This is a genomic window from Curtobacterium sp. MCSS17_016 (assembly GCF_003234255.2).
In the GTDB taxonomy this organism is placed as follows: domain Bacteria; phylum Actinomycetota; class Actinomycetes; order Actinomycetales; family Microbacteriaceae; genus Curtobacterium; species Curtobacterium flaccumfaciens.
This window is the reverse complement of sequence record NZ_CP126254.1, coordinates 1119404-1143715: the sequence shown is the minus strand read 5'-3', so window position 1 is coordinate 1143715 and position 24312 is coordinate 1119404. Positions and strand designations below refer to the sequence as shown.

The following is a 24312-nucleotide window of genomic DNA, read 5'->3' as shown; positions in this document are numbered from 1 at the left end:
AGACTGCACAGCGTGAACGGCGAACCCGACTTCCTGCGGACCCTGCGACTCGAGGACACCGGCGCGAGCACGGGCGAGACGATCCTGACCGGTGCCAGCCACTGGTCCCCCGGCGGACGGGTGTTCGGCGGGCAGGTGCTGGCGCAGTGCATCGTCGCCGCGCAGCGCACGATCGAGGGACGCGACGTCCACTCGATGCACGGCTACTTCCTGCGGCCCGGCGACATCGACGTGCCGATCACCTTCGGCGTCGAGCGCATCCACGACGGCCGGTCGTTCGCGGCCCGTCGCGTGCAGGCCTACCAGCGCGGTGTCCCGATCTTCTCGATGATCGCGTCGTTCCAGGTGCCCGACACCGGCATCGAGCACCAGGACCCGTACCCGGTGGACACCCCGGACCCGGAGTCCCTGCCGTCGGCCGCGTCGATCCTGTCCGCGATCGACCACCCGGTCGCACGTGCCTGGGCCGCGCGGTCCATCGACCTGCGACACGTCGAGGGCCCGGTGTTCGTCGACGTGCAGGGCGAGCACGTGCCGCACCAGGCGGTCTGGTTCCGCGTGCAGGGCGACCTGCCGGACGACCCGGCGCTCCACCGCGCGGTGCTCGGGTACGCGAGCGACCTGTCGATCCTCGAGCCGATCATGCGGCGGCACGGCGTCGCCTGGGGCACCCCGGGGGTCAAGAGCGCGAGCCTCGACCACGCCATGTGGTGGCACCGTGACGGTCGCGCCGACGAGTGGATCCTGTACACGCAGGAGTCCCCGAGCGCACAGGGCGGACGGGGACTCGCGTTCGGCCGGATGTTCTCCCGTGACGGTCAGCTGCTGGCCACCGTCGCCCAGGAGGGCATGATGCGGGTGCCTACGGCCGGCTGAACTGCACGGGTTCCTCGAGGTAGCGCTCGCACGCGGCACGCTCGGTGTCGGTCAGCCGACGCGGACGGTTCGTCGCCGCGTCGACCATCACGAGTGCCGTCGTCGCCCGGGTGTACAGGACGGCGGGGTGCTGCCCCACCGGTGACCAGACCTCGTACGAGACGTCGATGCTCGCGCCCCCGAGCCGCCCGATCCACATCTGGATGTCGAGCGGTTGGCGGAGGTACGGGATCGACGCCAGGTACTCCAGGCGCTGGCCGGCGATCACCGTCATGGTGCCGGAACCCGGCCGGCCGTCGATGATCGGCTCGGGCAGGTCGCCGTCGGGGTCCTCACCGGGATCGGCACCCCAGAACCCCACGATGCGCGCCTCCTCCAGGAGGCGCAGCATCGCGGAGTTGTTGACGTGACCGTAGGCGTCGATGTCGCTCCACCGCATGCGGATGGGAGCGTGCAGTCTCGCCACGAGGATCAGTCGCGGGTGAGCTTGCGGTACGTCGCGCGACCGGGCTTCGCGGCATCGGCACCGAGGCGCTCGATCTTGTTCTCCTCGTAGGCCTCGAAGTTGCCCTCGAACCAGTACCAGTTCGGCGTGCCGTCCTCGTTGAGACCCTCCCACGCCAGGATGTGCGTGGCGATGCGGTCGAGGAACCACCGGTCGTGGGTGATGACCACGGCGCAACCGGGGTACTCGAGCAGGGCGTTCTCGAGGCTGCCGAGCGTCTCGACGTCCAGGTCGTTGGTCGGCTCGTCGAGGAGGAGCAGGTTGCCGCCCTGCTTGAGCGTCAGCGCCAGGTTCAGACGGTTGCGCTCACCACCGGACAGGATGCCGGCGCGCTTCTGCTGGTCCGGGCCCTTGAAGCCGAACTGCGACACGTAGGCGCGGGACGGGATCTCGGTCTTGCCGACCTGGATGTAGTCGAGTCCGTCGGACACGACCTCCCACAGGTTCTTGTTCGGGTCGATACCGCCGCGGGTCTGATCGACGTAGGAGATCTGGACGGTGTCGCCGATCTTCAGCGTCCCGCCGTCGAGGGGCTCGAGGCCGACGATCGTCTTGAAGAGCGTGGTCTTGCCGACACCGTTCGGGCCGATGACGCCGACGATGCCGTTGCGGGGCAGCGTGAACGACAGGTCGCCGATGATGACGCGCTCACCGAACTGCTTGCGCAGGTGCTCGGCGTCGATGACCTGCGAACCCAGACGCGGGCCGACCGGGATCACGATCTCCTCGAAGTCGAGCTTGCGGGTGCGCTCGGCCTCGGTGACCATCTCCTCGTACCGGGCGAGACGGGCCTTCGACTTCGCCTGGCGACCCTTGGTGTTGCTCCGGACCCAGTCGAGCTCGGACGACAGGCGCTTCGCGAGCTTGGCGTCCTTCTTGCCCTGGACCTCGAGGCGAGCACGCTTCTTCTCGAGGTAGGTCGAGTAGTTGCCCTCGTACGGGTACAGGCGGCCGCGGTCGACCTCGGCGATCCACTGGGCGACGTGGTCCAGGAAGTACCGGTCGTGGGTCACGGCGAGGACGGCACCGTGGTACTGCTGCAGGTGCTGCTCGAGCCAGAGCACGCTCTCGGCGTCGAGGTGGTTGGTGGGCTCGTCGAGGAGGAGCAGGTCGGGCTTCTGGAGCAGCAGCTTGCAGAGCGCGACGCGGCGCTTCTCACCACCGGACAGGTGGGTGACGAGTTCGTCCCCCGGGGGGCACTGCAGCGCGGCCATGGCCTGCTCGAGCTGGGAGTCGAGGTCCCACGCGTCGGCGGCGTCGATGTCCTCCTGCAGGGTGCCCATCTCGGCCAGGAGCGCGTCGAAGTCGGCGTCCGGCTCGGCCATGAGCGCCGAGATCTCGTTGAAGCGTGCGAGCTTGCCGTGGATCTCGCCCACGCCTTCCTGCACGTTCTCGAGCACGGTCTTGCTCTCGTCGAGCTCCGGCTCCTGCATGAGGATGCCGACGCTGAAGCCCGGCGTGAGCTTCGCCTCGCCGTTGGACGGCTGGTCGAGACCCGCCATGATCTTCAGGATCGTCGACTTGCCAGCACCGTTCGGTCCGACGACGCCGATCTTGGCACCGGGGAGGAACGACATCGTGACGTCGTCGAGGATCAGCTTGTCGCCGACCGCCTTGCGGGCGCGGACCATCTGGTAGATGTACTCAGCCATATCGGCCCCAAGTGTAGTGACACCGCCGGAGCACCGCTCGCCCGACGCCGGATCGCCGCTTCCCGCACCTGTACGAACAGGCCTGTTGTTCGTGGCACGGACGACGTAGCTTGGCCTCACCCCGCTACCTCGGGCCCGTCGCCCACCACGACGAGGACCAGGATCAGGACCACGGACAGGACGAGGACCATGACCACGCACACGACCACGACCCCGTCGCGGCTCCGCCGCCTCGCACTCCCCTTCGTCGGAGCGATCGCACTCACCGTCGCGCTCATCGCCCCGGTGTCGCCGGCATCGGCCGCCGGTGCCGTGCCGAAGGGCAGCCCGTACCTGCTGTACACGGCGAGCATCAGTGCCAACGGCACGGGCACCGGCTACTCGTCGTACATCAACGTGCACGACGCCCACAACAACGCGTACTCGTTCGGGATCCAGTCGGACAAGGGCTCCCCGCAGAGCAAGGGCAAGCCGCGTTACATCTGGGAGCGCGTGCAGAACGGCAAGTTCACCTACGGCTACCTGGGCCTGGCCACCAACAAGCTCACCCCCATCGGCATGCGCTGGTACAAGAACGACGTCGCGACGATGATCGTGAACCACAAGACGATCGGCACCCTCAAGCTCAACCTCGACGGTCGCCTGTTCTTCAACGCCGAGGCCAACGCCCGCCTGAACGGTGACGTCGTGCACTCGACGGTGCAGAACACCCGCATCACGGTCGGCGACCGCAAGTCGAACACCGGCCTGAACGGCAAGTGGGACACGAGCTTCTCGTTCCACGGACTGAAGGCGAAGCAGACGAACAGCCCGCGGGTGCAGGGCGCCAGCTTCAAGATCGACGGCCGCGTGACCGGGCTGCCCCGGGGCGGCAACTGGGACACCGCCCAGGTCTCCGGCATCGGGATGATCGCCCAGAAGTGGTGACCGACGCGACGCGGTGAACCGCACGCGTCCCCGGCGGCCTGACCCGCACCCCGACTCCGGTCGGCGTGCGGGTCAGGCCGCTTCGGCGTCGTGGGCGTCGTCGTCGAGGGGCGGCGCGGGGTCCCAGGGGGCGGCGTCCTGTTCGAGGACGTGCTCGGACGGCCCCGCGGGCTCCTCGCCGTCGCCGGGCGGCGGTGCCCCGTGCACCCCGTCGACGTCGCCGTCACCGTCACCGTCACCGTCCGGACCGTGCTCGGTCGCCGGTGCGTGGTCGTGCGGACCGTCCGGCTCCGCCCCGTGGTCGGAGCCGTGAGCGGCGCCGTGCCCCACGGGGTCGCGGACCTCGCCGGTGCGGGGGTCCACCCCGCGCAGACCACCCTGCCCCGAGGCGCCGTCGCCGACCTGCCGCGGCACCCGCAGCCAGTTGCTGATCCCCCACGCCAGGTCGTGGCCGATGCCGTCGGCGTCGATCTCGACCGAGGTCCCGCCGCGACCGTCGCGTTCCCACGTGCGGATGCGGACCCGGCCGGCGACGACGATCCGGTCGCCCTTCTTCAGCGACTTGTACACGTTCGACGCGAGCGACCGGAACGCCGTGACGGTGTACCAGTTGGTGGCGCCGTTGACCCAGGCGGCGGTGGCCCGGTCCCAGCGGCGAGAGGGTGAGGCGAGTCGGAGACTCGTGATGGCGATGCCGGTCTCGGTGACGAGGTGCCGGGGCTCGGTGGCGACGATTCCGCAGACGGTGATGATGTCGTTCATGCGTCGATCGTCACGGAGCCCGGGGCCGCGTCAGCGACCCCGGGCTCGATCTGTGGCGTGTGGACCCGATCAGGCGACCTGTGGAGGACGAGTCCCCCGGGCCTCCTGTCCGGACCCGGTCAGTGCGCTCGGAACTCGGGCCGGGCGGCCAACGGTCCGAGCGCGGCGTGGACCGCGCCCTTCGCGGACTCGAGGGACGGGTACGGCCCGCCCGCCCGTCGTCGCCCGTAGAGCTCGACCTGGAACCCGTCCGCCGCGCGGTGGATGCTGCCCACCGCTCCGGCCGGACCGATCGCGACCCAGGTTCCCGTGTTGTCCGTCATGTTCGAACCACCTCCTTGTGGCCCTGCCGCCCCGGGGTCAGGACGCCAGGATGTACTGACTGTAGGCCTTCCGCACCTTGTTCACCTTGGGCAGCGCGACTGCGAGGCAGTAGCCCTGTCCGGGGTTCTTCGCGAAGAAGTCCTGGTGGTACTCCTCTGCCGTGTAGAACGTCGAGAGCGGCTCGATGGTGGTGACGATCCCGCCGTCCCAGATGTCCGACGCCCGCTCGATCGCGCGCTCGAACAGCTCGCGCTGCGTGTCGTCGGCCGGGAACATCGCGGAGCGGTACTGCGTGCCGACGTCGGCCCCCTGGCGGTTCAGCTGCCGGGGGTCGTGCAGCGTGAAGAAGACGTCGAGGATCACGTCGGCCGGGATCACCGACTCGTCGAACGTCACCGCGACCGCCTCGGCGTGCCCCGTCGTCCCGGTGCACACCAGTTCGTACGAGGGCTCCTCGACCTGTCCGCCGACGTAGCCGGACACCACGTCCTGCACACCCTGGAGCGTGCGGTACACGGCGTCGAGACACCAGAAACATCCACCTGCGAGCACGAACGTGGTCATGGGCACAACCTCTCTCCGGGCTGCCCGTGCAGCCCCGTCGTTCCTCCACAACAGTGTGCGCGGAGACCCTGTTCCCCAGATCGGACGTTGCCCCTCGGCGTGTCGGTGGTCCCCCGTAGCGTCGGCACCACACCGACCAGGAGGCCAGCGATGCAGACCATCACCGAACCCGCACTGCGGATCCGCACCGTCCCGCTGGCCCGCGCCCGGGGCGACTACCGCATCCTCGACGTCCGCGACGACCTGAGCCGGGTCACCCGGGCCAACGGAGAGATCGTCGGGTACGTCGACCGCATCGACGTCGCCGGTGACACCGCCTACCGTGCCCGCCGGTACGTCGCGACCGAGCGCCGGTTCGTCGAGCTGCCGAGCGTGTGGTCCGCCGACGACGCCGTGGACACCCTGCGCTGGTCATGATGTTCCACATTGGAATCATCTGCACCGGGATGCACGGAACGCCGTCCGGCCTCCCCGATGCCTGACCGTTCCGTGGGTATCGTGCGCGCATGGACTGGTGGAACGACCTGACCGACTGGACTTCGTCCGACACGGGTTGGCGGGTGCTCTCGGGCGCTGTGATCCCCTTCGTCGCCATCGTCGTGGCGGGCGTCATCGCGGCGCTCATCGGGCGCAGCGCGACCAAGCGGGTCGTGGCGCTCCAGGAGCGGGAATCGAAGAACGCGGCCGTCGCCGCGATCCTGACGGCTGCGCGCAAGGCAGCGGCGTGGGGATCGCTCGGACACGACGAGCGTGCGTACGCGGACCACCTCGCCGAGGACGCCGACATCCGGCTGCGCCTGCTCCCCGTGCAGGGTGCGCCGCTGGCCGCCAACTGGGCCCAACACGAGATCGCCGACATCAAGAAGAACTCGTCGACGTTCAGCTTCCAGGCCGACCAGTCCCTCGCCGAGTTCCGTGACCGCCTGCTCGACTGGCAGGCGCGACCGAGCCGTGCGCGCAAGCTCTTCAAGGCCGACCTCGAGCGCTGGAAGTTCGAGTCCCCGGACCCCGACGCCGACCTGATCAAGCGCCAGCAGGACTGGAACGCCGACCAGGCCGAGCCCCCGCGCGCGCAGGCTCCGGCAACGGCTCCGGCTGCGTCTGCGGCTGCTCCCGTCGAGCGTCCCACCCCGACGACGACCTCGCTGCGTCCGGCGCAGCGCCCCGCGTCCGCACCCTCGACCCCTCCGGCGCCGACCGCTGCCGCTGCCGCAGCCGGTGCTGCCGCGCCCGCTGCGTCTGCCGGGGCCGCCGGCGGGTCGACCCCGTCATTCTCCGTGAACCGTGGTGCCGCCACGAACCCGAACCGCGGCAGCGCCGACCAGAACGCCACGCGCTCCTTCGGTGACAACACCACCCGCGTCTACGGCGACGACGACGAGGCTGCACCCCCGGTCCGTCCAGCGCTCGGCACCCCGACTTCGCCCGCCCGCTCCGTCCAGGGCCGCGGCACGGACGACACCGAGGTCGTGGACGACGACCGCGCCACGCGGGCCTTCGGCGATGCGAGCGCCACTCGCGCGTCCGGCGACGCCAGCGCCACCCGCGCCTTCGGTGACTCCGACCGCGCTCCGCGGAACGACCGTCCGTCCTCGTCCGACCGCCCCGTCGCGACGCCCACCGCGGCCGACGCCCACGTCAACCGGGCGCCCGCGAACGACGTCCCGCCCGCATCGGCACCCCGGGTCGACTCCCCCGGCGCGACGAACACCACGTCCGTCCCGACGCGTCTGAACCAGGCCCCCGCCGAGCCCGCGGACGCGAACGAGACGTCGGAGGCGCCGTACACGCAGCCGATCAGCGCCGCCGAACTCCGACGCCGCGCCGCGGACGACGACGAGTAACCACCCCACGACGAGAACAGGGCCGCCATCCGGAGAGGATGGCGGCCCTGTTCGTCTTCGGCGCCCCCGGCAGGAATCGAACCCGCGGCACGGTGGGTAGAAACCACCTGCTCTATCCACTGAGCTACGGAGGCGAGCAGCGTCGATTGTAGCGGCGAGCGGCCACCGGACGCTCGATGCGCGCCCCGCCGCGTCGCCGTGACAGGACCCGGCGGTCGCCCAACGGTCGGCCGCCGTCTGCCGCCCGTTCCCCTCCGCGACACCCGCGCTTCGTAGCGTCCGGAGCATGCGCACCACCGGTTCCGTCCTCGCCGTCGTGCCCGCACGTGCCGGGTCGAAGGGGATCCCCGGCAAGAACCTCCGCACGGTCGCGGGCCGTTCGCTGGTCCGTCGGGCGGTCGAGTCGGCACGACGTGCCACGCGCATCGACGAGGTCGTCGTCACGACCGACGGTGACGCCATCGCTGCCGAGGCGGTCGCCGCCGGTGCCGCCGTGGTCCGCCGTCCGGCCGAGCTCGCCGGTGACGAGGCGTCCTCGGAGTCCGCCCTGCTGCACGTCCTCGACGCGATCAGCACCCCGTTGCCCGAGGTCCTCGTCTTCCTGCAGGCGACTTCGCCGTTCATCGACCCGGCCGACCTCGACGCCGCCGTCGCGCGTGTGATCGACGGGCACGCCGACGCAGTGTTCGCCGCCACGCCGTCGCACGCGTTCCTGTGGCGGACCGCCCCGGACGGCACCGCGGTCGCGGTGAACCACGACGCTGCGACCAGGCCCCGCCGGCAGGACCGCGAGCCCGAGTACCGCGAGACCGGCGCCTTCTACGTGATGCGGACGGCGGGGTTCCTCGAGAACCGGCACCGGTTCCACGGCCGCGTCGAGCTGGCCGTCGTCGACGGCGCCGGCGCGATCGACATCGACGACGAGGCCGACCTGGCCCTCGCCGAAGCCCTCGCCGAAGCGCCGGGCGCGCCCGGCGCGCTGACCGACGCACGCGTCGGCGACCCGGCCCCAGCACCCACCACGACCCGAGACCCATCCCCGACGCGGGCCACCCCCGCACCGAACGGAGCACCATGACCGTCACCATCGGTACGTCCACGATCGGCGCGGGCCACCCCGCGTACCTCATCGGCGAGATCGGCCTCAACCACAACGGCGACGTCGACATCGCGAAGCAGCTCATCGACGTCGCTGCCGACGCGGGCCTGCAGGCCGTGAAGTTCCAGAAGCGCACCCCCGCGATCTCCACGCCGGAGCACATGAAGAACACCCCGCGCAGCACCCCGTGGGGCGACATGACCTACCTGGAGTACCGCTACCGAGTCGAGTTCGACCGCGACCAGTACATCGAGATCGGTGACCACGCGACCCTCCGCGGGCTCGACTGGTTCGCGTCGCCGTGGGACGAGCCGTCGGTCGACTTCCTCGAGGACCTCAACGTCGTTGCCTACAAGATCGCCTCGGCGTCCGTCACCGACCTCGGCATGCTCGCCGCCGTCGCCGCGACCGGCAAGCCCGTCATCCTGTCGACCGGCATGTCCACGCTCGAGCAGATCGACGCCGCCGTCGAGGCCCTCGGCACCGACCGCCTCGTCCTCATGCACGCGACGTCGACCTACCCGCTGCCGGCCGAGGAGGCGAACCTCCGCATGATCGACACCCTCGCCCACCGTTACGCGGGCGTCCCCGTCGGCTACTCCGGCCACGAGCCCGGGTTGCAGATCTCCATCGCCGCGGTCGCCCTCGGCGCCACGGCCGTCGAGCGCCACATCACGCTCGACCGCACGATGTGGGGCTCCGACCACGCGGCATCGCTCGAGCCGCACGGCCTGAAGACGCTCGCCCGCGACATCCGCATCATCGAAACCGCCCTCGGCGACGGCGTCAAGAGGATCTTCCCCGGCGAGCAGGCACCGCTCGCGAAGCTGCGTCGCGTCGGCGCGTGAGCGGATGCAGTCCCCATCCGACCGCCGGCGAGCAGGCACCGCTCGCGAAGCTGCGTCGCGTCGGCGCGTGAGCGGAGCGGGCGTGGGCGGCGCACACGTGACCGGCCCGGTCGACGGGACCCGCGCCTTGGAAGCGCCGGCTGACGGCAGCGGGTCGACAGTCGGACTGGAGGCGCGCCTCCCGTCCGACGCGTCACCACGCGTCCGACGCGTGGTCGGCCTGGTCGACACCGACTCGTTCGCGAAGTGGGGCGCCCACCTGCTGGCGAGCGCCCCGGCGGACTGGGACCTGGAGCTGCGCACCGTGGCGACCCCGCGGTCGGCGAGCCCGAAGCAGCTGCGGTCGGCGTTCCGCGGGCTGGACCGGCGCCTCGCCCACCTGCACCGCGAACCGCCCGCGCCGAAGGACGTCGACGCCGTCGTCGAGGAGCTCCGACAGGACCCGCCGGACGCCGTCCTGGTGTCGTTGATCGGACCGGTGGCCGAGCTCGTGATCGACGAGGTGCACCGGCGGATCCCGGACCGGCCGGTGCTGGTCTCGGGGCTGCCGGGGATCTCGTTCCCGTCGAAGTGGAAGGGCATCTTCTTCCGCGCCCGGGCCGACCTGTTCGTGCTGCACAGCCACCGTGAGGTCCGCGCGTACGAGGAGATGGCGCGCCAGGGCGGCGTCGAGCCGCACTTCGCGCTCGCCACGCTGCCCTTCGCGCGGGGTGCCGGCGCGACCAGCGGTGCCGGCGCAAGCGATGGTGCGGACTCGACGGGCCGTGACTCCGTCGTCTTCGCTGCGCAGCCGAGTGTGCCGTTCGAGCGGGCCGACCGGGCACTCGTCGTGCGGTGGCTCGTCGAGACGGCGCGGGCGCACCCGGAGTGGCGCGTCGTCATCAAGACGCGCGCTGCGGCCGGCGAGCACCAGACACACCGCGAGGAGCACCCGTACCCGGACCTGGTGCCCGCGGACGCGCCGACCAACCTCGTGGTGGAGAGCGGGCCGATGGCTGAGCACCTCGACCGTGCGGTGGCGCTCGTGACGATCAGCTCGACCGCGGTGCTCGAGGCGGCGGCGCGAGGCGTGCCCGCGCTCACGCTGACCGACTTCGGGATCGGCCGGCACCTGATCAACGAGGTGTTCGTGGGGAGCGGCCTCGAGGGTGACGCCGTCGACCTGGTCGACGGACGGTTCGGCGTCGTCCGGCCGGAGTGGATGCGGGACAACTACTTCCACCCGGCCTCGGAGGACGACTGGCAGCACCGGCTCGTGGAGCTGATGGCCCGACGGGACGCCGGCACGTTGGTGGATCGGGCACCGGCACGGCGGAGTCGCGGTGGGGTGCTGCGCCGTGCGTGGGAGCGGAAGAACGCCCTCGGTGGGGCCGATCGCAGCCCGCTCGGACTGGTGGCACTGGGAATCGGGGCGCCGATCCGGGGCGCGAAGCGTCTGGCACGACGCGTGCGGGCACTGGTCGATCCGCCGGAACCCGTGGTGGTGGCGGCGCCGACGTCGCAGCGTGCGGGGGCGCGGGCCGCTGTGCCCGCGCCGGGGGCCACCGCTGGGACGGCTGCGGCGGCGGCTGCGCCGGCCGCGGCGGCGGCTCGTTCAGAGCGCCTTGGCCACCGCGAGCAGGAGTTGGTCACGGGTCGGGACGCCGGGTGAACGGAAGACCTCGGTGCCGTCGTCCTGCCGCACGATGATCGTGGGCGTGGACCGGATACCGAGGTCTTCCGCGTCGTCGGGGTGTGCCGCCACGTCGCGTTCGGTCACGGTGAGCCCGGGGACGAGCGCCGAGGCCTCGGCCGACACCCGGCGGGCGGCGGCGCACGGCGCACAGAAGGCGGACGTCCAGAGGTCGAGCTGCATGTGGTCCTGCAACGCGGCGGGTGGGGGTTCTACTCCCGGTCGAACTCGCCGCTGCGGTCGCCGCGGTCCTGCAGGTCGTCGACCGGGTCGGACTCGCCGGGCTCGTAGGTGAACTCGACCGAGATCTGGTCGAGGACCTGGCGGGACTTGGTGGCGCGGTAGGTGAAGGCCGTCTGCAGGCCCTCGACGTCGGCGAACACCGTGACCTCGTCGTCCAGCGCGTCGCTCGTGGCGGTGCGGGTGTCGGTCGTGCCGTCGAAGGGGCCGCCGTGGAAGATCGCGGTGTACTCGTCGCCTTCGTGGATGGTGATGTCGCTCATGCCTCCCTTCTACCAGGCGGCGGCTGGTGCAGTCTGTCCAGCCCGTCGTTGCGCTATTCATAGCACGGCTATATAGTTCAGCTATGGAAACACCGCGTGAGCAGACGATCGAGACCCTCCTCGTCTCCGTCAACCGCCTGATCCGCAGCGCCGTCCAGTCGACGGGCAACACCACGTCCACCGCGGTCTGGCGCACGCTCGGCATCCTCGAGACCGACGAACCCCTGCGACTCGGTGAACTGGCCACCGCCTCCCGTGTGGCGCAGCCCACCATGACGCGACTCGTCGCCGGCATGCTCGCCGACGGCCTGGTCAGCCGCAGCGTCGACCCGGACGACTCCCGCGGGCAGCTCATCGAACTCACCGAGGCCGGACGCGAACGGCTCGCTTCCTGGCGTTCCACCCTCACCAGCACGGTCGGTCCGTTGTTCGCCGACCTGACCGACGACGACTGGGACGTCCTGCACCACGCGGCGAACCTGATCGCCCAGCGCACCCGGACAACCCCCAACGGAACGGAGATCCCCGCGTGAACGCCCACGCACCCGCCGGCCAGTCCGGCTCCATCCTCAAGCAGTCGTCCGCGGTCTGGGCGATCGCCTTCGCCTGCGTCGTCGCGTTCATGGGCATCGGGCTCGTCGACCCGATCCTCCCGGCGATCGCGGCGTCCCTCAAGGCGACCCCCGCGCAGACCGAACTGCTCTTCACGAGCTACCTCGCCGTCACCGGGGTCGCGATGTTCTTCACCAGCTGGGTCTCCAGCCGCATCGGCGCGAAGCGCACCCTGCTCATCGGACTCGCCCTGATCGTGCTCTTCTCGGTGCTCGCGGCGACGTCGAACAGCGTGTGGAGCATCATCGACTTCCGTGCCGGCTGGGGCCTCGGCAACGCGCTCTTCATCTCCACCGCGCTCGCGACCATCGTCGGGGCAGCGTCGGGCGGCACCGCCTCGGCGATCATCCTGTACGAGGCAGCGCTCGGCCTCGGCATCGCCGTCGGTCCCCTGGTCGGAGGCCTGCTCGGCTCGGTGAGCTGGCGCGGCCCGTTCTTCGGCGTCACGACCCTGATGGCCGTCGCGTTCATCGCCATCGTCGCCCTGCTGAAGACCGGCAGCCTCGAGAAGCCCACGCCGACGAAGCTCTCCGCACCCTTCCGCGCCCTGACCCGTCCGGCACTCGCCGCCCTCGCCGCGACCGCGCTGTTCTACAACATCGGCTTCTTCGTCCTGCTGGCGTACACGCCGTTCCCGCTCGGCTTCGGCGCGCTCGGCATCGGGTTCACGTTCTTCGGCTGGGGTGTCGGTCTCGCGATCACCTCGGTGTGGGTCGCCCCGATGCTCACCGCCCGCATGCGTCGCACCACCGTGCTGAAGGTCGCGCTGCCCCTGCTCGCGCTCGACCTGTTCGCCGCGGCCCTCGTCGTGCGCTCCCAGGTCGGGCTGATCATCTGCGTCGTCATCGGTGGCCTCGTGCTCGGCGTCCTGAACACCGTGCTCACCGAGTGCGTCATGGAGGCCACCGACCTCCCCCGCTCCGTCGCTTCGAGCGCCTACTCCGCCGTCCGCTTCATCGGCGGCGCCATCGCCCCGCCCGTCGCGACCCTGCTCGCCGACGCGTACTCCCCCTCGGCCGCCTACGTCTTCGCGGGTGCATCCGTCGCGGTCGCCTTCGTCGTGATCCTCTGCACCACCAGGGTCCTGCGCCGCGTCGACGACGGTCCCGAGCCGGAGCGCATCGAGGCCGAGGCCATCACCGCCGGCGAAATGGCCTAGCCGCCGGGGTGCGGGGGGCCTTCCCCCTTCCCCACTTCTCCACGAACGGGCGAAATGCCGGAGTGTCCCCCGTGGGCACCCCGGCATTTCGCCCGTTCGTGCGTCCGCGCGGGGGCTCGCTCGCCCCCTGTTGCACGCTCCACCCGCGAGCGGGCGAAATGCCCGGCCTCGACCGCAGAGGGACCCCGGCATTTCGCCCGCTCGCGCGGGGCTGGCCAGAACCGTGCGGCAGGCGGGGTAGAGAGCGACCGCCTGGAGGCGCGGGGCGGCCTGCCGGGGTCACCACGGGCCTCCAGGCGGTCGCCTGCACTGCATGCGGCTCGCGTCGCGGACGAGCGGGCGAAACATCCGGGTGCGCCCGCAGGGCAACCGCGGCATTTCGCCCGCTCGGCTGGACGCGGGCGGGCGGAGCCACGACCGCAAGGCGCCGTCGGCGAGCGGGCGGAATACCGCGGTCCGTCCGCAGGGCGACCGCGGCATTTCGCCCGCTCGTGGTGAGGAGGCGGGAGCGGGCGGGATCGGCGCGGCAGGCGGGGTGAAGGGCGACCGCCTGGAGGCGCGGGGCGGCCTGCCGGGGTCGCCACGGGCCTCCTGGCGGTCGCCTGCACCGCATGCGGCTCGCGTCCCGGACGAGCGGGCGGAACGTCCGGGTGCCTCCGCAGGGCGACCGCGGCATTTCGCCCGCTCGCGGAACGGGCGGACACGGTCGGGCACGGGTGGGACGATGCAGCGGCACGTACGGGAGGCACGCGGGGCGGGAATAGGATCGAGGACATGGCAACCGCGAATGACCGCCTCGTCTGGATCGACTGCGAGATGACCGGCCTCGACCTCGAGGTCGACGAACTCGTCGAGGTGGCCGTGGTCATCACCGACTTCGACCTCGAGCCAGTGCACCCCGGCTTCGACATCGTCATCAAGCCGGACCAGTCGGCGCTCGACAACATGAACGAGTTCGTGACGAACATGCACGTCACCTCGGGGCTCATCGACGAGATCCCGAACGGCGTGAGCCTGGCGGACGCCGAGTACCAGGTGCTCGAGTACATCCTCCAGCACGTCCCCGCCGAGGGCTCCGCCCCCCTCGCCGGCAACACCATCGGCACCGACCGTGCGTTCCTGTCGAAGTACATGCCGCGGGTCGACGGGCACCTGCACTACCGCAGCGTCGACGTGTCGAGCATCAAGGAGCTCTGCCGCCGCTGGTTCCCCCGCGTGTACTTCAACGCGCCGGAGAAGCACGGTGGGCACCGGGCCCTCGCGGACATCCTCGAGTCGATCCGCGAGCTCGAGTACTACCGCCGCGCCGGCTTCGTCGCCGAGCCCGGCCCGAGCACCGACGACGTGCGGGCCGTGCAGGCCGACGTCGTGGCGAAGTGGGAGTCGCGGCTGGCGCAGCCCGCGGCCGAGTAGCGACACGGGTGGTCCGCACCCCGTCCCGCATGTACTACTATTGAGTGGTCGCGCCGGTCCGTCGGTTCGAACATGGTGGATATAGCTCAGTTGGTAGAGCGCCTGGTTGTGGTCTAGGAGGTCGCGGGTTCGAGACCCGTTATTCACCCCAGTCGAGGGAGAGTCCTGTTGCGTGTGACGCAACCGGGGCTCTCCCTCAGTGTTTGTCAGGGCGCCTCCGGCGCCGAGCGGCTTCGCCGCGAGTGGTGAGCCGCGAGTGGTCAGCGCGGTGTGGGACGATCCACCCGTGATGGAGATGTCCGCCGACGCGTTCGAGCAACTCGTGACCGACGAACTCGACCTGCTCCCCGACGAGATGGTCGACGGGCTCGACAACGTGGTGTTCGTCGTCGAGGACGAACCGGAGAACGGCGAAGAGCTCTTCGGCGTGTACGACGGCATCGCGGCCACCGAGCGAGGGCAGTACGGCTTCGGCGAGCTGCCCGACCGCATCGTGGTGTTCCGCAAGCAGCACCTGGCCGAGTGCGACACCGTCGAGGAGCTCAAGGACGAGGTGCACACCACCCTCGTGCACGAGATCGGCCACTTCTACGGCATCGACGACGAGCGGCTGCACGAGCTCGGCTGGGCGTAGCGGCCAGCGACGCGCCCGCGCACCCGCCCACGCCCCTCAGAACCGCGTCGGCCCCACCTCGTGGTACTGCTCCCACGCCCCCACCGGCCCCCGCCCGTGCAGCGCGTACTCCCCCACCATCCGCTCCTTGTAGACCGCCGGGTTGTGCGACGCCACCACCCGGGCGTTCCGCCAGTGCCGGTCCAGCGCACGCGTCCGGTCGGCAGCGGACGCCCCGCCGACCTCGAAGAGCTCGGACGCCGACCGCACCACCCGCGGCCCGATCTCGACCTGCGCCTGATACACGGCGTGCTCGGCCGCGTCGAGCAGCACGCGGTCGACACCGACCCCGGGCTCGTTCGTCGCGACGACCCCGTCGAGCAGCCCGGCGGCGGCGACGACGAGTGACCGGGCGGTGAACGCCCCGGCCGACAGCCGCCCGAGCACCGAGAGCACCTGCGGGTCCTCCCCCGGCACGGCCGCGTTGGCGTGGATGTACGTGCGGGTCCGTGGTCGCACGAAGGTCACGGCATCGTCGGACACGGCCTGCCCGATCCCGGCGAGGACCGCCAGCAGGTACAGCTGGTAGAAGGCCTGGATGTGCGACAGCGGAGCGTCCCGGTACGCCGACACCACCGACGGGTCGACCGACACCCCGTCGAACACGGTCGTGCCGGACGCGGTCAACCGCTGCCCGAACCCGTCCCAGTCGTCGATGCTCGTCACGCCCGGCGCGGAGGCGTCGACGGCGAACGTCACGCGCTCCCCGTCGCGGTCCGCCGCCAGGTAGATCCAGTCCGCGTAGAGCGTGCCGGTCGAGTAGTACTTCCGCCCGTCGAGGCGGAGGGAACCACCAGCCGGCGTCACCGTCGTCGAGATGTCGGCCAGGGTCGTCCCGGTCCGCTCGGAGGTCGCGTTGCCGACGATCGCTCCGTCGACGATGCGCTGGAGCCACTCGTCCCGGCCGGCGGACGATGGCCGCAGCAGCACCAGTTCGGTGTACCCGAAGTGTCCCCGCCACAGGTGCGCGATGTTCGAGTCCGCCGCCGCCAGGTCCGCCACCAGGTGCGCGAGTTCGACCAGCGTCACGCCGAAGCCCCCGCGGTCCTCCGGCACCCGCAACCGCCCGAACCCCGCGTCGGCGAGCGCCCGGACCTCGGCGTGCGGCAGCGGCCGGTCGCCGGGCTTCCCGGACGCGAGCTCACGCTCGACCGCGCCGTCACGGATGGTCGCGAACACGGGCGCGAAGCGTTCGCGCAGGGTCGCCAGACGGTCGGCCGGGAGGCCCGTCACGGCTCCGTCGGTCATCATCGCGGCCGTCATGCGGGCACCTCCACCGCACGGGTCGCGTCGTCCGGGTGGGTCGCGGTCGCGCCGGCACCGCCCGAGAACGCCCCGCGCCACTGCCGGGCGGGGTGCGAGTCCGGCAGCTGTGCGTGGCCGAAGAGCTTCTCGCGCAGGGTGCCCTCGCGGTACTCGGACTGCATCAGTCCGCGCTCCTGCAGGGTCGGCGCGATGTGGTCGACGAACTCCTCGTACGAGCCGGGCAGCGTCCAGTTGATGACGTTGACGCCGTCGACGCCCACCCGCTGCCAGTCGGCGAGCTCGTCGGCGATCTGCTCCGGCGTGCCGACGACCCGGGCGCGGAGCTTGGCGGACAGCCGGGCGAGGTCGGCGATGGTCGGTTCGCGGTCCCCGGCGGCCTCGCGGAGCCACTGCAGGTGCGACTGTCCGGCGCGGGTGCGGACCTCGGAGAGCGGGGTGTCCGGGTCGAGGGGCTCGCCGGTGTCCGGGTCGAAGCCGAGGTTCGAGTGCACCAGGAACCCGTCGGCGGCCAGGTACTCGTCGATCTCCGCTTCCTTGGCCCTTGCTTCGGCCTCGGTGGAGCCGGTGACGAAGGTCAGGCCGAGGAAGAAGGCGATGTCGTCCCGCTGCCGGCCGGCTGCCTCGGCCAGGTCGCGGGTCTCGCGGATGAGCTGTTCGGTGGCGTCCCGGTTCGAGGTCAGGATGAACTGGGCCTCGGCGTTCCGCGCGGCGAAGGCACGGCCGGCCGGCGACGACCCGGCCTGGAACAGCACCGGGGTCCGCTGCGGCGACGGTGCCGACAGGTGCGGGCCCTGCACGTCGTAGCGCTTGCCGTGGTGGTCGATGCGGTGCACCCTGTCGGGGTCGGCGTAGCCACGGACCGGGTCCTTCAGCACGGCGCCGTCCTCCCACGAGCCCTCCCAGAGCTTCGCGCAGACCTCGAGGTACTCCTCGGCCCAGACGTAGCGCTCGTCGTGCTCCTCGAGCCGGTCGGCGCCGAAGTTCCGGGCGGCGCTGTCGAGGGCGCTCGTGACGACGTTCCAGCCGATGCGGCCCCGGGTGATGTGGTCGAGCGTGGAGACCTTGCGCGCGAAGTCGAACGGGTGCGCCTGGATGACACTCGAGGTGAACGCGAGCCCGAGGTGCTCGGTCGACACCGCGAGCGCGGAGAGCAGCACGGAGGGGTCGTTCGAGGGGATCTGCAGTCCCTCGCGCAGGTTGGTCGAGTAGTCGCCGCGACCGGGGCCGTAGGTCCCGACGACGTCGGCGAAGAACATGGCGTCGAACTTGCCGCGCTCGAGGGTCCTCGCCAGGTCGGTCCACAGCGTCACGTCGTCGAAGTCCGCCTGCCGGGCGTCGGGGTGCCGCCACAGGCCGTGCTGGATGTGCGAGGTCGTGTTCATGACGAAGGCCGCGAAGCGCAGCGGGCGGTTCGGTGCATCGCTCATGTGTCCCATCGTGGTCGGCGGGCACCGCCCGACGACAGCGACGTGACCTCCCGTTACGCGCGGTGTTCCCCGCGGCCCTGGACGCGACCATGCTCCTGAGGCATGCCGAGCCAGACCACCGTCACCGCGCCTCCAGGCCGTCCCGCCGCACCGTCGACCAGCGCGACCCGTCGTCGGGTCGCCCTCGCGTCGTTCGTCGGGACGACCGTCGAGTACTACGACTTCTACCTCTACGCGACGGCCTCGGCGCTGGTGTTCGCTCCGACGTTCTTCCCGTCCGTGACGCCGGCCGTCGGGGTCATCGCGTCGTTCGCGACCTACGGCGTCGGGTTCGTGGCGCGGCCGCTCGGCGGTGTGATCGCCGGCCACCTGGGCGACCGGATCGGGCGGAAGAAGCTGCTCGTCGCGTCGCTGGTGCTGATGGGCATCGCGTCCACGTTGATCGGGGTCATCCCGTCCGCCGCGACCATCGGGGTCGGCGCCGTCGTGGCGCTCGTGTTCCTGCGGCTGCTGCAGGGCGTCGCGGCCGGTGCGGAGTGGGGCGGCTCGGCGCTGCTGTCCGTCGAACACGCGCCGGAACGGCACCGGGGGCTGTTCGGGGCGTTCACGCAGATGGGGTCGGCCGGTGGGATGCTCCTGGCGACCGGGGTCTTCACGCTCGTGCGGTCCCTGCTCGGCACCGAGGCGTTCCTGGCCTGGGGCTGGCGGCTGCCGTTCCTGTTCTCGGCGGTGATCGTGGCGGTCGGGCTCGTCATCCGGCTCGGTGTGCAGGACGCCCCGGTGTTCCAGGAGCTGCGCGCCTCCGGTGGGGTCGAACGGTTCCCGGTGTGGCAGGCGATCCGGCAGCACCCGCGGTCGATCCTGGTGACGGCGGGCCTGCGCCTCGTGCAGCCGGCGCTGTACTCGATCCTGACGACGTACTCGCTGACCTACCTCGGCAACGTGCGGGGGCCATCGGGCTCGGACGCGGGGCTGCAGGCCGTGCTCGTGATCTCGGCGGTGTCGCTCGTGTCGACGCCGTTCTGGGGGTGGCTGTCGGACCGGGTCGGGCGGCGGGTGCTGACGATCTGGTCGGCGGTGGGCATCGCGGTGCTCATCTGGCCGTTCTTCGCGTTCCTCGACGCCGGGCCGCTCGTGCTGCTGCCGCTCGTGGCGCTGATCGGGATGTGCGTGTTCCACGACAGCATCTACGGGCCGCAGGCGGCGTGGTTCGCGGAGCAGTTCCCGACCGGGCGGCGGTACTCGGGGATGTCGCTCGGGTACCAGATCGGGTCGATCTTCTCGGTGGGGCTGACGCCGCTGCTGGCCGCGGTGTTCGTGCAGCTCGGGGGTGGCTCGCCGTGGATCCTGTGCGGGTACCTCGGGGTGTACGCGGTGCTGACGATCGTGGCGGCGGTGTTCGCGGTGGATCCGCGGGCGGTGGCGCGGCGGGAGGCGCGGGCGGGCGCGGGGGCGGGCGCGGGCGCGGGCGGCGCGGGCGGGGCGGGCGGTGCGGGCGCGGGCACGGCGGGCTGAGGTTTCGCGCTGGGCGACAGTTCTCGCCTTCCGGAGGCCGTGCGGTGTCGCTCAGCGCGAATCCTCGGTGCCGCCACGTGCCGCCACGTGCCGCCGCGTGCCGCCACGTGCCGCCGCGGGGCGGTGCGGGGCGCCGCGGGCCCGCGGCGCGCTACGTCCGCAGGACCACGTCGGCCAGGGCGGCCGGGTCCTCGGCGGCGATGAAGGCCTGCTCCTGCGCGGCCCAGCGGTCCCACTCGCGCGCGAAGACCTCGCCGTCGCGGCCGATCGCCCGGTCCCACCGCACGGCGTCGTCGGCCTCGAGCCACACCCGCAACGACGCCAGCGGTGCCGACGCCTGCGACAACGCCCCGCACCCCTCGACCACGATCGCCAGGTCGGGGTCCACCGACGCCCAGCCCGCGGGCGCATCGGCCGCCCAGTCCCAGCGTCGGTACCCGCTCGGCGCTCCGAGGACGTCGGTCACCACGGCATCGGCAGCCGCACGCAGGCCGTCCCACCCCGGGTACACGTCGTCCAGGTGCACGAGCTGCGCGCCGAGCTGCTCCGCGACCTGTGCTCCGAGGGTGGTCTTGCCCGTGCCGGACCGGCCGTCGATGAGCACGACGGCGCGCCGGCCCGTGGCACCGGCGACTCCGGCAGCAGCAGCGGCCAGACCGGGGGCGAGGTCACCGGCGGTCGTGCCCGTCGGGCCCGTCGTGGCCGTCGGGCCCGACGTGGCCGTCGCGCCTATCGCGCCCGTCGTGCCCGTCGCGCCCGTCGCGGCCGTCGCGCCGTCGCCGGCCGACGTCTCCGTCGGCCGGTCGGTGCCCGTCGTGCCGGCTGCGCGCTCCGTGTCAGGCACGCCACGTCCCCACGCTCACCGCGACCGCGATCGACACCACACCGATGCCGACCAGCACCGCCACCATCGCCCACTCCGGCCCGGCGAACCGTGCGACCCGCGCCCAGGTCCGCCGTCCAGGAGCACCGAACCCCCGCGACTCCATCGCCACCGCCAACGTCGTCGCCCGGCGCAACGCGAGCACGAGCAGCGCGAACGCCATCGTCGCCCCGCGTCGCAGCCGTCCGGAGTCGGCCAGCCCTCGGGCACGTCGCGCCATCGCGAGCTGTCGCCAGTCGTCGACGAGCAAGGTCATCATCCGGACAGCGGCGAGCGCGCCGAGCACGAAGCGCGCGGGCAGCCGGAGCACCTGCGCGAGCCCGTCGGCCAGGTCGGTCGGGTCGACCCGCACGAAGAGCGCGATGGCTGGCACCCCCACCGCGAGGACCCGGAGCGCCGTCGCCAACGCGAGCGTCAGTGACCCGTCGGTGACGTGCGCGAACCCGAGGTCGAACCACTCCCGACCCGAGGGTCTGCCGTACAGCGCGATGCTCACCGCCGTCAGCGGCACCGCGAGGAGCACCGGTGCGAGTCGGAGCAGCAGGGTCCGGACCGGCAGGCGCAGGAGCGGCAGGAGTGCGAGTTCGAGCGCCAGGGCGACGGCGGCGGAGACGACGTCGAGGCTGAGCACCAGGCAGACGCCGAGGGCGAGCACACCGATCAGCGACGCGACCGGCTGGACACCGGGGATGCCGGTCGCGCGGGCCGGCAGCGGTCGTCGCACGGGGTTCGTCCGGGCGGGTCGGTCCGCCGCGTCCGACGCGTCCGTGCGGTCGGTCGTGCGGTCGGCCGTGTCGGTCCGGTCTGGAGGCCCGGGGCGGCTTCCGACTGTCGGCCCGGTCTCCGGGATGGTCGCGTTCGACGGCCCCTGGTCGCTCCCGACGGACCGGGCGCCGTCCGGCCCGAGCACGACCTCGTCGGCGTCGAGTGCCCGGACGAGGTCGCGGTCGTGGGTGACCGCCACCACCGCGGTGCCGGCGTCGGCGAGGGCCCCGAGCCGCCCGACGACGGCCTGCCACGTGGCACGGTCCTGCCCGGAGGTCGGCTCGTCGAGCACGACGACCGGCGGCCGGGCCGCGATGACCGAGGCGATCGCGAGTCGTCGTTGTTCGCCCCCGGACAGCGTGAAGGGGTTGGCGTCGGCCAGGTGTGCGAGCCCGAACTCATCGAGCAGCGCGGTGGCTCGTTCGGCGGCGTCCGGCGCACCGAGTGCTCGGGGTCCGGCCTCGATCTCCTCGCGGACGGAGCGGGCGACGAACTGGTGCTCGGGGTCCTGGAACACCGTGCCGATCCGGGCGGCGAGTTGACGGCTCGTCCAGGCGTGGGGCGCTGCGCCGATGCCGTCGGCGAGGGCGTCCGTGGCGTGGAGCTCACCGGCTGCCGGTGGGAGCAAGCCCGCGAGGGTCAGCCCGAGCGTCGACTTGCCGACGCCGTTCGGTCCGGTGACGGCGAGGACCTGCCCGGCCCGGAGCCCGAGGTCGATGCCGTTCCCGACCGGTTGCTTCCCCCGTGCCGTGCCGAGCCCCCGGGCGTCGAGCAGTACCGCTGCCCCCTGGTCACGCTCCCCCGCGCCGACCCCCTCGCCAGGTTCCCCCTCGCCGAGCGGGCGGAATGCCGCGGTCACCCCACCGGACGCCCCGGGCATTTCGCCCGCTCGTCCGGCCGACGTTCTTTCACGCGCCTCCTCGCCGGGCTCCCCCTCGCCGAGCGGGCGGAATGCCGCGGTCGCTCCGCCGGACGCCCCGGGCATTTCGCCCGCTCGTCCGCGCGCGCGCCGCCGCCGGGCAGAACCACGCGCCGGCTCGGCACCGGGCACCCAGACCCCGGCCGCCGTGAGCACCTCGCCGTAGTCCGCCAGCACCCGGGCCGGCGGACCGTCCGCGACCACGCCGCCGCCCGGTTCGAGCAGCACGAGCCGATCGACCAGGTCCAGCCAGGTGCCGATCCGGTGCTCCACCACGAGCAACGTCGCCCCGGTCTCGTCGAGCAGTGCCCGGACGGCGTCGTGCACCTGCGCCACGCCGTCCGGGTCGAGGTTGGCGCAGGGTTCGTCGAGCACGAGCGCACCCGGCCGCATCGCGAGCACGCCCGCGAGCGCCAACCGCTGCCGCTGCCCACCGGACAGCTGCGCGGTGGAGCGGTCGAGCGGCAGGTCGAGGCCGACGACGTCGAGCGCCGTCCGCACCCGGTCCCAGGTCTCGTCGCGGGGGACGCCTGCGTTCTCGCAGCCGAAGGCCACGTCGTCGCCGACGCGGGACATCACCGTGTGTGCCTCGGGGTCCTGCATGACGAGACCGACACGCCCGCGGACCGCGCGGGGGTCGGCCTCGTCGACCAGGAGTGTCCCCTGCACCGAAGCAGCGGTGTCGTCCGAGGCGTCGGGCTCGTCGGGGAGCACGCCGGCGACGGCTCGCAGGAGGGTCGACTTGCCGGCACCGGACGGCCCGACGACGGCGACCCGCTCCCCCGGCGAGACGGTCAGGTCGACGTCACGGACGGCCCAGGCGTCGCGCTCCGGGTACCGCCAGCCCCAGCCGCGGAACACGATGCGCGCCCCGCGGACGCCGGCACCTGCGCCGGCGTCGCCGCCGGTGGAAGGGGACGTCGCCGACGGAGCGGGCACGGTCACACCAGGGCGCGGGGTTCGCGACGGCTGTGCTCGCGGCCGGCCGCGAAGGACGACAGCACCCCGGTGCGGGCGAGTGCCCGGACGATGAGCCACGAGCCCGCCCCCGCGATCACCGCACCGGAGATGACCGCACAGATCACGTACACGACCTTGAAGGCGACGTCGAGCCCCGGGTACCAGAGGACGGTGTCGTTGATGCCGAGCGCGAGTCCGGCCGCGGCACCGGCGAGCACGACGACCGGCAGGCGGTAGACGCGGTACAGGAACAGCGCGAGGACGATCTCGGCGCCGAGACCCTGGACGAGTCCGGCCTCGAGCGTGAGCCATCCCCACTGGGTGCCGAACAACGCCTCGACCGAGGCGGCGACCATCTCGCCGTAGAGCACGGCGCCGGGCTTGCGGACGACGATCGCGACGATCGGGCCGGCGAGCAGCCAGACCCCGCCGAACAGGGCCTTCGTGCCGGGAAGCACGAGGTCCATGACGGCGCTGATGGGTTCGTAGCCGAACTCCCAGAGCCGGAAGACGACTCCGAGGGCCACCGCGAGGACACTCGCGACGACGATGTCGACGACCCGCCAACGCAGCGATCGCCGTGGGGCGGTGGTGACGGTTGTGGACGTGCCTGAAGGCATGCTGCTGACTCCTCCCTGCGCCGGCATGATCCGGATCAGGTTCGACGGTCGGAGCGCCGATCGCTCCCTCTCAGCCCGGCGGTCCCGGACTCCCGTGTGTGTGCCAGCAGTCTAGACGCGGTCGCGACCGCGTGACGGACGGGAGGCCCGTGGCGGCGTCGCCACGGGCCTCCCGTCCGTCAGGTGGTCACTTCTTGAGCGCGCGCACCAGCTTGCGGAGGACACGCCCGGCCACCCACACGAAGGGGATGCCCACGACGATCAGCGAGATCGGGTTCGGCTCGAACACGAGGTCCTTGCCCGGACGGCGGACGTAGGCGCCGACGGGGGCCGACAGGCCGCCGCCACCGCCGCCACCGTTCTCGTCGTCCCCACCGCCACCGAAGCCGAACCAGCTGACGGACACGGGGATGAGGGTCTGGTCGCCGACCTCGACGGGTTCTCCGTAGTTCGTGGAGACCCCGAGCGGGCGGACCTGGTCTGCGATCTTCGAGACGATGTTGGCCATGCGCGCGACGCTACTC

General features: G+C 72.0%; 25 protein-coding genes, 2 tRNA genes and 1 riboswitch. Of the genes, 13 read left to right on the top strand and 14 right to left on the bottom strand.

Features of this window, described 5'->3' with window-relative positions; all coding sequences use genetic code 11:
- The first annotated feature begins 12 nt into the window (after positions 1–12).
- A complete protein-coding gene (locus DEJ19_RS05540) occupies positions 13–876 on the top strand; it encodes an acyl-CoA thioesterase (RefSeq protein WP_111030580.1) in 864 nt (287 codons plus the stop codon).
- Here DEJ19_RS05540 and DEJ19_RS05535 read toward each other — a convergent pair.
- Both DEJ19_RS05535 and ettA read right to left on the bottom strand, forming a co-directional pair.
- On the bottom strand, positions 863–1315 hold the full coding sequence (locus DEJ19_RS05535; protein ID WP_071405517.1) for an acyl-CoA thioesterase: 453 nt from the start codon (positions 1313–1315) through the stop codon (positions 863–865). The two genes, DEJ19_RS05540 and DEJ19_RS05535, sit on opposite strands and share 14 nt — an antisense overlap.
- Positions 1316–1347: 32 nt before the next feature.
- On the bottom strand, positions 1348–3033 hold the full coding sequence (gene ettA, locus DEJ19_RS05530) for an energy-dependent translational throttle protein EttA (protein WP_071405516.1): 1686 nt from the start codon (positions 3031–3033) through the stop codon (positions 1348–1350).
- Between the two features lie 189 nt (positions 3034–3222).
- Here ettA and DEJ19_RS05525 point away from each other — a divergent pair, with 189 nt between their 5' ends.
- A complete protein-coding gene (locus tag DEJ19_RS05525) occupies positions 3223–3960 on the top strand; it encodes a hypothetical protein (RefSeq protein WP_111033444.1) in 738 nt (245 codons plus the stop codon).
- A gap of 72 nt (positions 3961–4032) precedes the next feature.
- On the opposite strand, the gene DEJ19_RS05520 is transcribed toward DEJ19_RS05525, so the two are convergent.
- The 3 genes from DEJ19_RS05520 to msrA form a co-directional block, all read right to left on the bottom strand.
- Positions 4033–4722, bottom strand: a complete 690-nt coding sequence (locus DEJ19_RS05520) for a single-stranded DNA-binding protein (protein WP_111095460.1) — start codon at positions 4720–4722, stop codon at positions 4033–4035.
- A 119-nt stretch (positions 4723–4841) separates the two neighbouring features.
- Positions 4842–5045 (bottom strand): hypothetical protein, encoded by a 204-nt coding sequence (locus DEJ19_RS05515; RefSeq protein ID WP_027464651.1) that lies wholly within the window; start codon positions 5043–5045, stop codon positions 4842–4844.
- Positions 5046–5082: 37 nt separating this feature from the next.
- Positions 5083–5610, bottom strand: a complete 528-nt coding sequence (gene msrA / locus DEJ19_RS05510) for a peptide-methionine (S)-S-oxide reductase MsrA (protein ID WP_071405513.1) — start codon at positions 5608–5610, stop codon at positions 5083–5085.
- A gap of 150 nt (positions 5611–5760) precedes the next feature.
- Here msrA and DEJ19_RS05505 point away from each other — a divergent pair, with 150 nt between their 5' ends.
- Entirely contained in the window at positions 5761–6027 is a 267-nt protein-coding gene (locus DEJ19_RS05505; RefSeq protein ID WP_017886047.1) for a hypothetical protein, read from the top strand.
- 89 nt (positions 6028–6116) lie between these two features.
- Entirely contained in the window at positions 6117–7454 is a 1338-nt protein-coding gene (locus tag DEJ19_RS05500) for a hypothetical protein (RefSeq protein WP_111234164.1), read from the top strand.
- A gap of 61 nt (positions 7455–7515) precedes the next feature.
- Here DEJ19_RS05500 and DEJ19_RS05495 read toward each other — a convergent pair.
- Positions 7516–7588, bottom strand: a tRNA-Arg gene (locus DEJ19_RS05495).
- Positions 7589–7740: 152 nt separating this feature from the next.
- Between DEJ19_RS05495 and DEJ19_RS05490 the strand changes: the two genes are divergently transcribed.
- The 3 genes from DEJ19_RS05490 (at position 7741) to DEJ19_RS05480 (ending at position 11052) form a co-directional block, all read left to right on the top strand.
- Complete coding sequence (locus DEJ19_RS05490; protein WP_111100855.1) at positions 7741–8532, top strand: acylneuraminate cytidylyltransferase family protein; 792 nt, start codon at positions 7741–7743, stop codon at positions 8530–8532.
- The gene (locus DEJ19_RS05485) at positions 8529–9401 is read left to right on the top strand and encodes an N-acetylneuraminate synthase family protein (protein ID WP_071405510.1); all 873 of its coding nucleotides are present in this window, start codon (positions 8529–8531) and stop codon (positions 9399–9401) included. The genes DEJ19_RS05490 and DEJ19_RS05485 overlap by 4 nt, the downstream gene beginning before the upstream one ends.
- Positions 9402–9468: 67 nt before the next feature.
- On the top strand, positions 9469–11052 hold the full coding sequence (locus DEJ19_RS05480; protein ID WP_146250726.1) for a DUF6716 putative glycosyltransferase: 1584 nt from the start codon (positions 9469–9471) through the stop codon (positions 11050–11052).
- Here DEJ19_RS05480 and DEJ19_RS05475 read toward each other — a convergent pair.
- Complete coding sequence (locus DEJ19_RS05475) at positions 10996–11256, bottom strand: thioredoxin family protein (protein ID WP_027464648.1); 261 nt, start codon at positions 11254–11256, stop codon at positions 10996–10998. The genes DEJ19_RS05480 and DEJ19_RS05475 overlap by 57 nt on opposite strands.
- Before the next feature lie 29 nt (positions 11257–11285).
- The gene (locus DEJ19_RS05470) at positions 11286–11576 is read right to left on the bottom strand and encodes a hypothetical protein (RefSeq protein WP_071405508.1); all 291 of its coding nucleotides are present in this window, start codon (positions 11574–11576) and stop codon (positions 11286–11288) included.
- Between the two features lie 83 nt (positions 11577–11659).
- Between DEJ19_RS05470 and DEJ19_RS05465 the strand changes: the two genes are divergently transcribed.
- The 5 genes from DEJ19_RS05465 to DEJ19_RS05445 all read left to right on the top strand — a co-directional run bounded on the left by DEJ19_RS05465 (position 11660) and on the right by DEJ19_RS05445 (position 15394).
- The gene (locus DEJ19_RS05465; protein WP_111024208.1) at positions 11660–12109 is read left to right on the top strand and encodes a MarR family winged helix-turn-helix transcriptional regulator; all 450 of its coding nucleotides are present in this window, start codon (positions 11660–11662) and stop codon (positions 12107–12109) included.
- Positions 12106–13347 carry an MFS transporter gene (locus tag DEJ19_RS05460; protein ID WP_111234162.1) on the top strand — a complete coding sequence of 414 codons (1242 nt, stop codon included), beginning with the start codon at positions 12106–12108 and terminating at the stop codon, positions 13345–13347. The genes DEJ19_RS05465 and DEJ19_RS05460 overlap by 4 nt, the downstream gene beginning before the upstream one ends.
- Positions 13348–14121: 774 nt before the next feature.
- Positions 14122–14760: an oligoribonuclease gene (orn, locus tag DEJ19_RS05455; protein WP_071405505.1), complete on the top strand. Its 639-nt coding sequence runs from the start codon at positions 14122–14124 to the stop codon at positions 14758–14760.
- Between the two features lie 75 nt (positions 14761–14835).
- Positions 14836–14911 (top strand) — tRNA-His (locus DEJ19_RS05450).
- 138 nt (positions 14912–15049) lie between these two features.
- A complete protein-coding gene (locus tag DEJ19_RS05445; RefSeq protein ID WP_035807616.1) occupies positions 15050–15394 on the top strand; it encodes a metallopeptidase family protein in 345 nt (114 codons plus the stop codon).
- Positions 15395–15430: 36 nt separating this feature from the next.
- Here DEJ19_RS05445 and DEJ19_RS05440 read toward each other — a convergent pair whose 3' ends face one another.
- Complete coding sequence (locus DEJ19_RS05440; RefSeq protein WP_284176589.1) at positions 15431–16696, bottom strand: acyl-CoA dehydrogenase family protein; 1266 nt, start codon at positions 16694–16696, stop codon at positions 15431–15433.
- Positions 16693–18126 (bottom strand): LLM class flavin-dependent oxidoreductase, encoded by a 1434-nt coding sequence (locus DEJ19_RS05435; RefSeq protein ID WP_111234356.1) that lies wholly within the window; start codon positions 18124–18126, stop codon positions 16693–16695. Before DEJ19_RS05435 ends, DEJ19_RS05440 begins: the two co-directional genes overlap by 4 nt.
- Before the next feature lie 102 nt (positions 18127–18228).
- Between DEJ19_RS05435 and DEJ19_RS05430 the strand changes: the two genes are divergently transcribed.
- Entirely contained in the window at positions 18229–19641 is a 1413-nt protein-coding gene (locus tag DEJ19_RS05430) for an MFS transporter (RefSeq protein WP_284176588.1), read from the top strand.
- A gap of 151 nt (positions 19642–19792) precedes the next feature.
- Here the strand turns inward: DEJ19_RS05430 and DEJ19_RS05425 are convergent, their stop codons facing one another.
- The 4 genes from DEJ19_RS05425 to DEJ19_RS05405 form a co-directional block, all read right to left on the bottom strand.
- The gene (locus tag DEJ19_RS05425) at positions 19793–20485 is read right to left on the bottom strand and encodes a nucleoside/nucleotide kinase family protein (protein WP_258377499.1); all 693 of its coding nucleotides are present in this window, start codon (positions 20483–20485) and stop codon (positions 19793–19795) included.
- A complete protein-coding gene (locus DEJ19_RS05420) occupies positions 20478–23147 on the bottom strand; it encodes an ATP-binding cassette domain-containing protein (protein WP_220035352.1) in 2670 nt (889 codons plus the stop codon). Before DEJ19_RS05420 ends, DEJ19_RS05425 begins: the two co-directional genes overlap by 8 nt.
- A 2-nt stretch (positions 23148–23149) precedes the next feature.
- A complete protein-coding gene (locus DEJ19_RS05410; protein ID WP_111234319.1) occupies positions 23150–23788 on the bottom strand; it encodes an ECF transporter S component in 639 nt (212 codons plus the stop codon).
- Positions 23783–23894, bottom strand: a riboswitch (TPP riboswitch). (Overlaps the previous gene by 6 nt.)
- An 81-nt stretch (positions 23895–23975) precedes the next feature.
- Entirely contained in the window at positions 23976–24296 is a 321-nt protein-coding gene (locus DEJ19_RS05405) for a hypothetical protein (RefSeq protein WP_027464636.1), read from the bottom strand.
- Positions 24297–24312 lie beyond the last annotated feature (16 nt).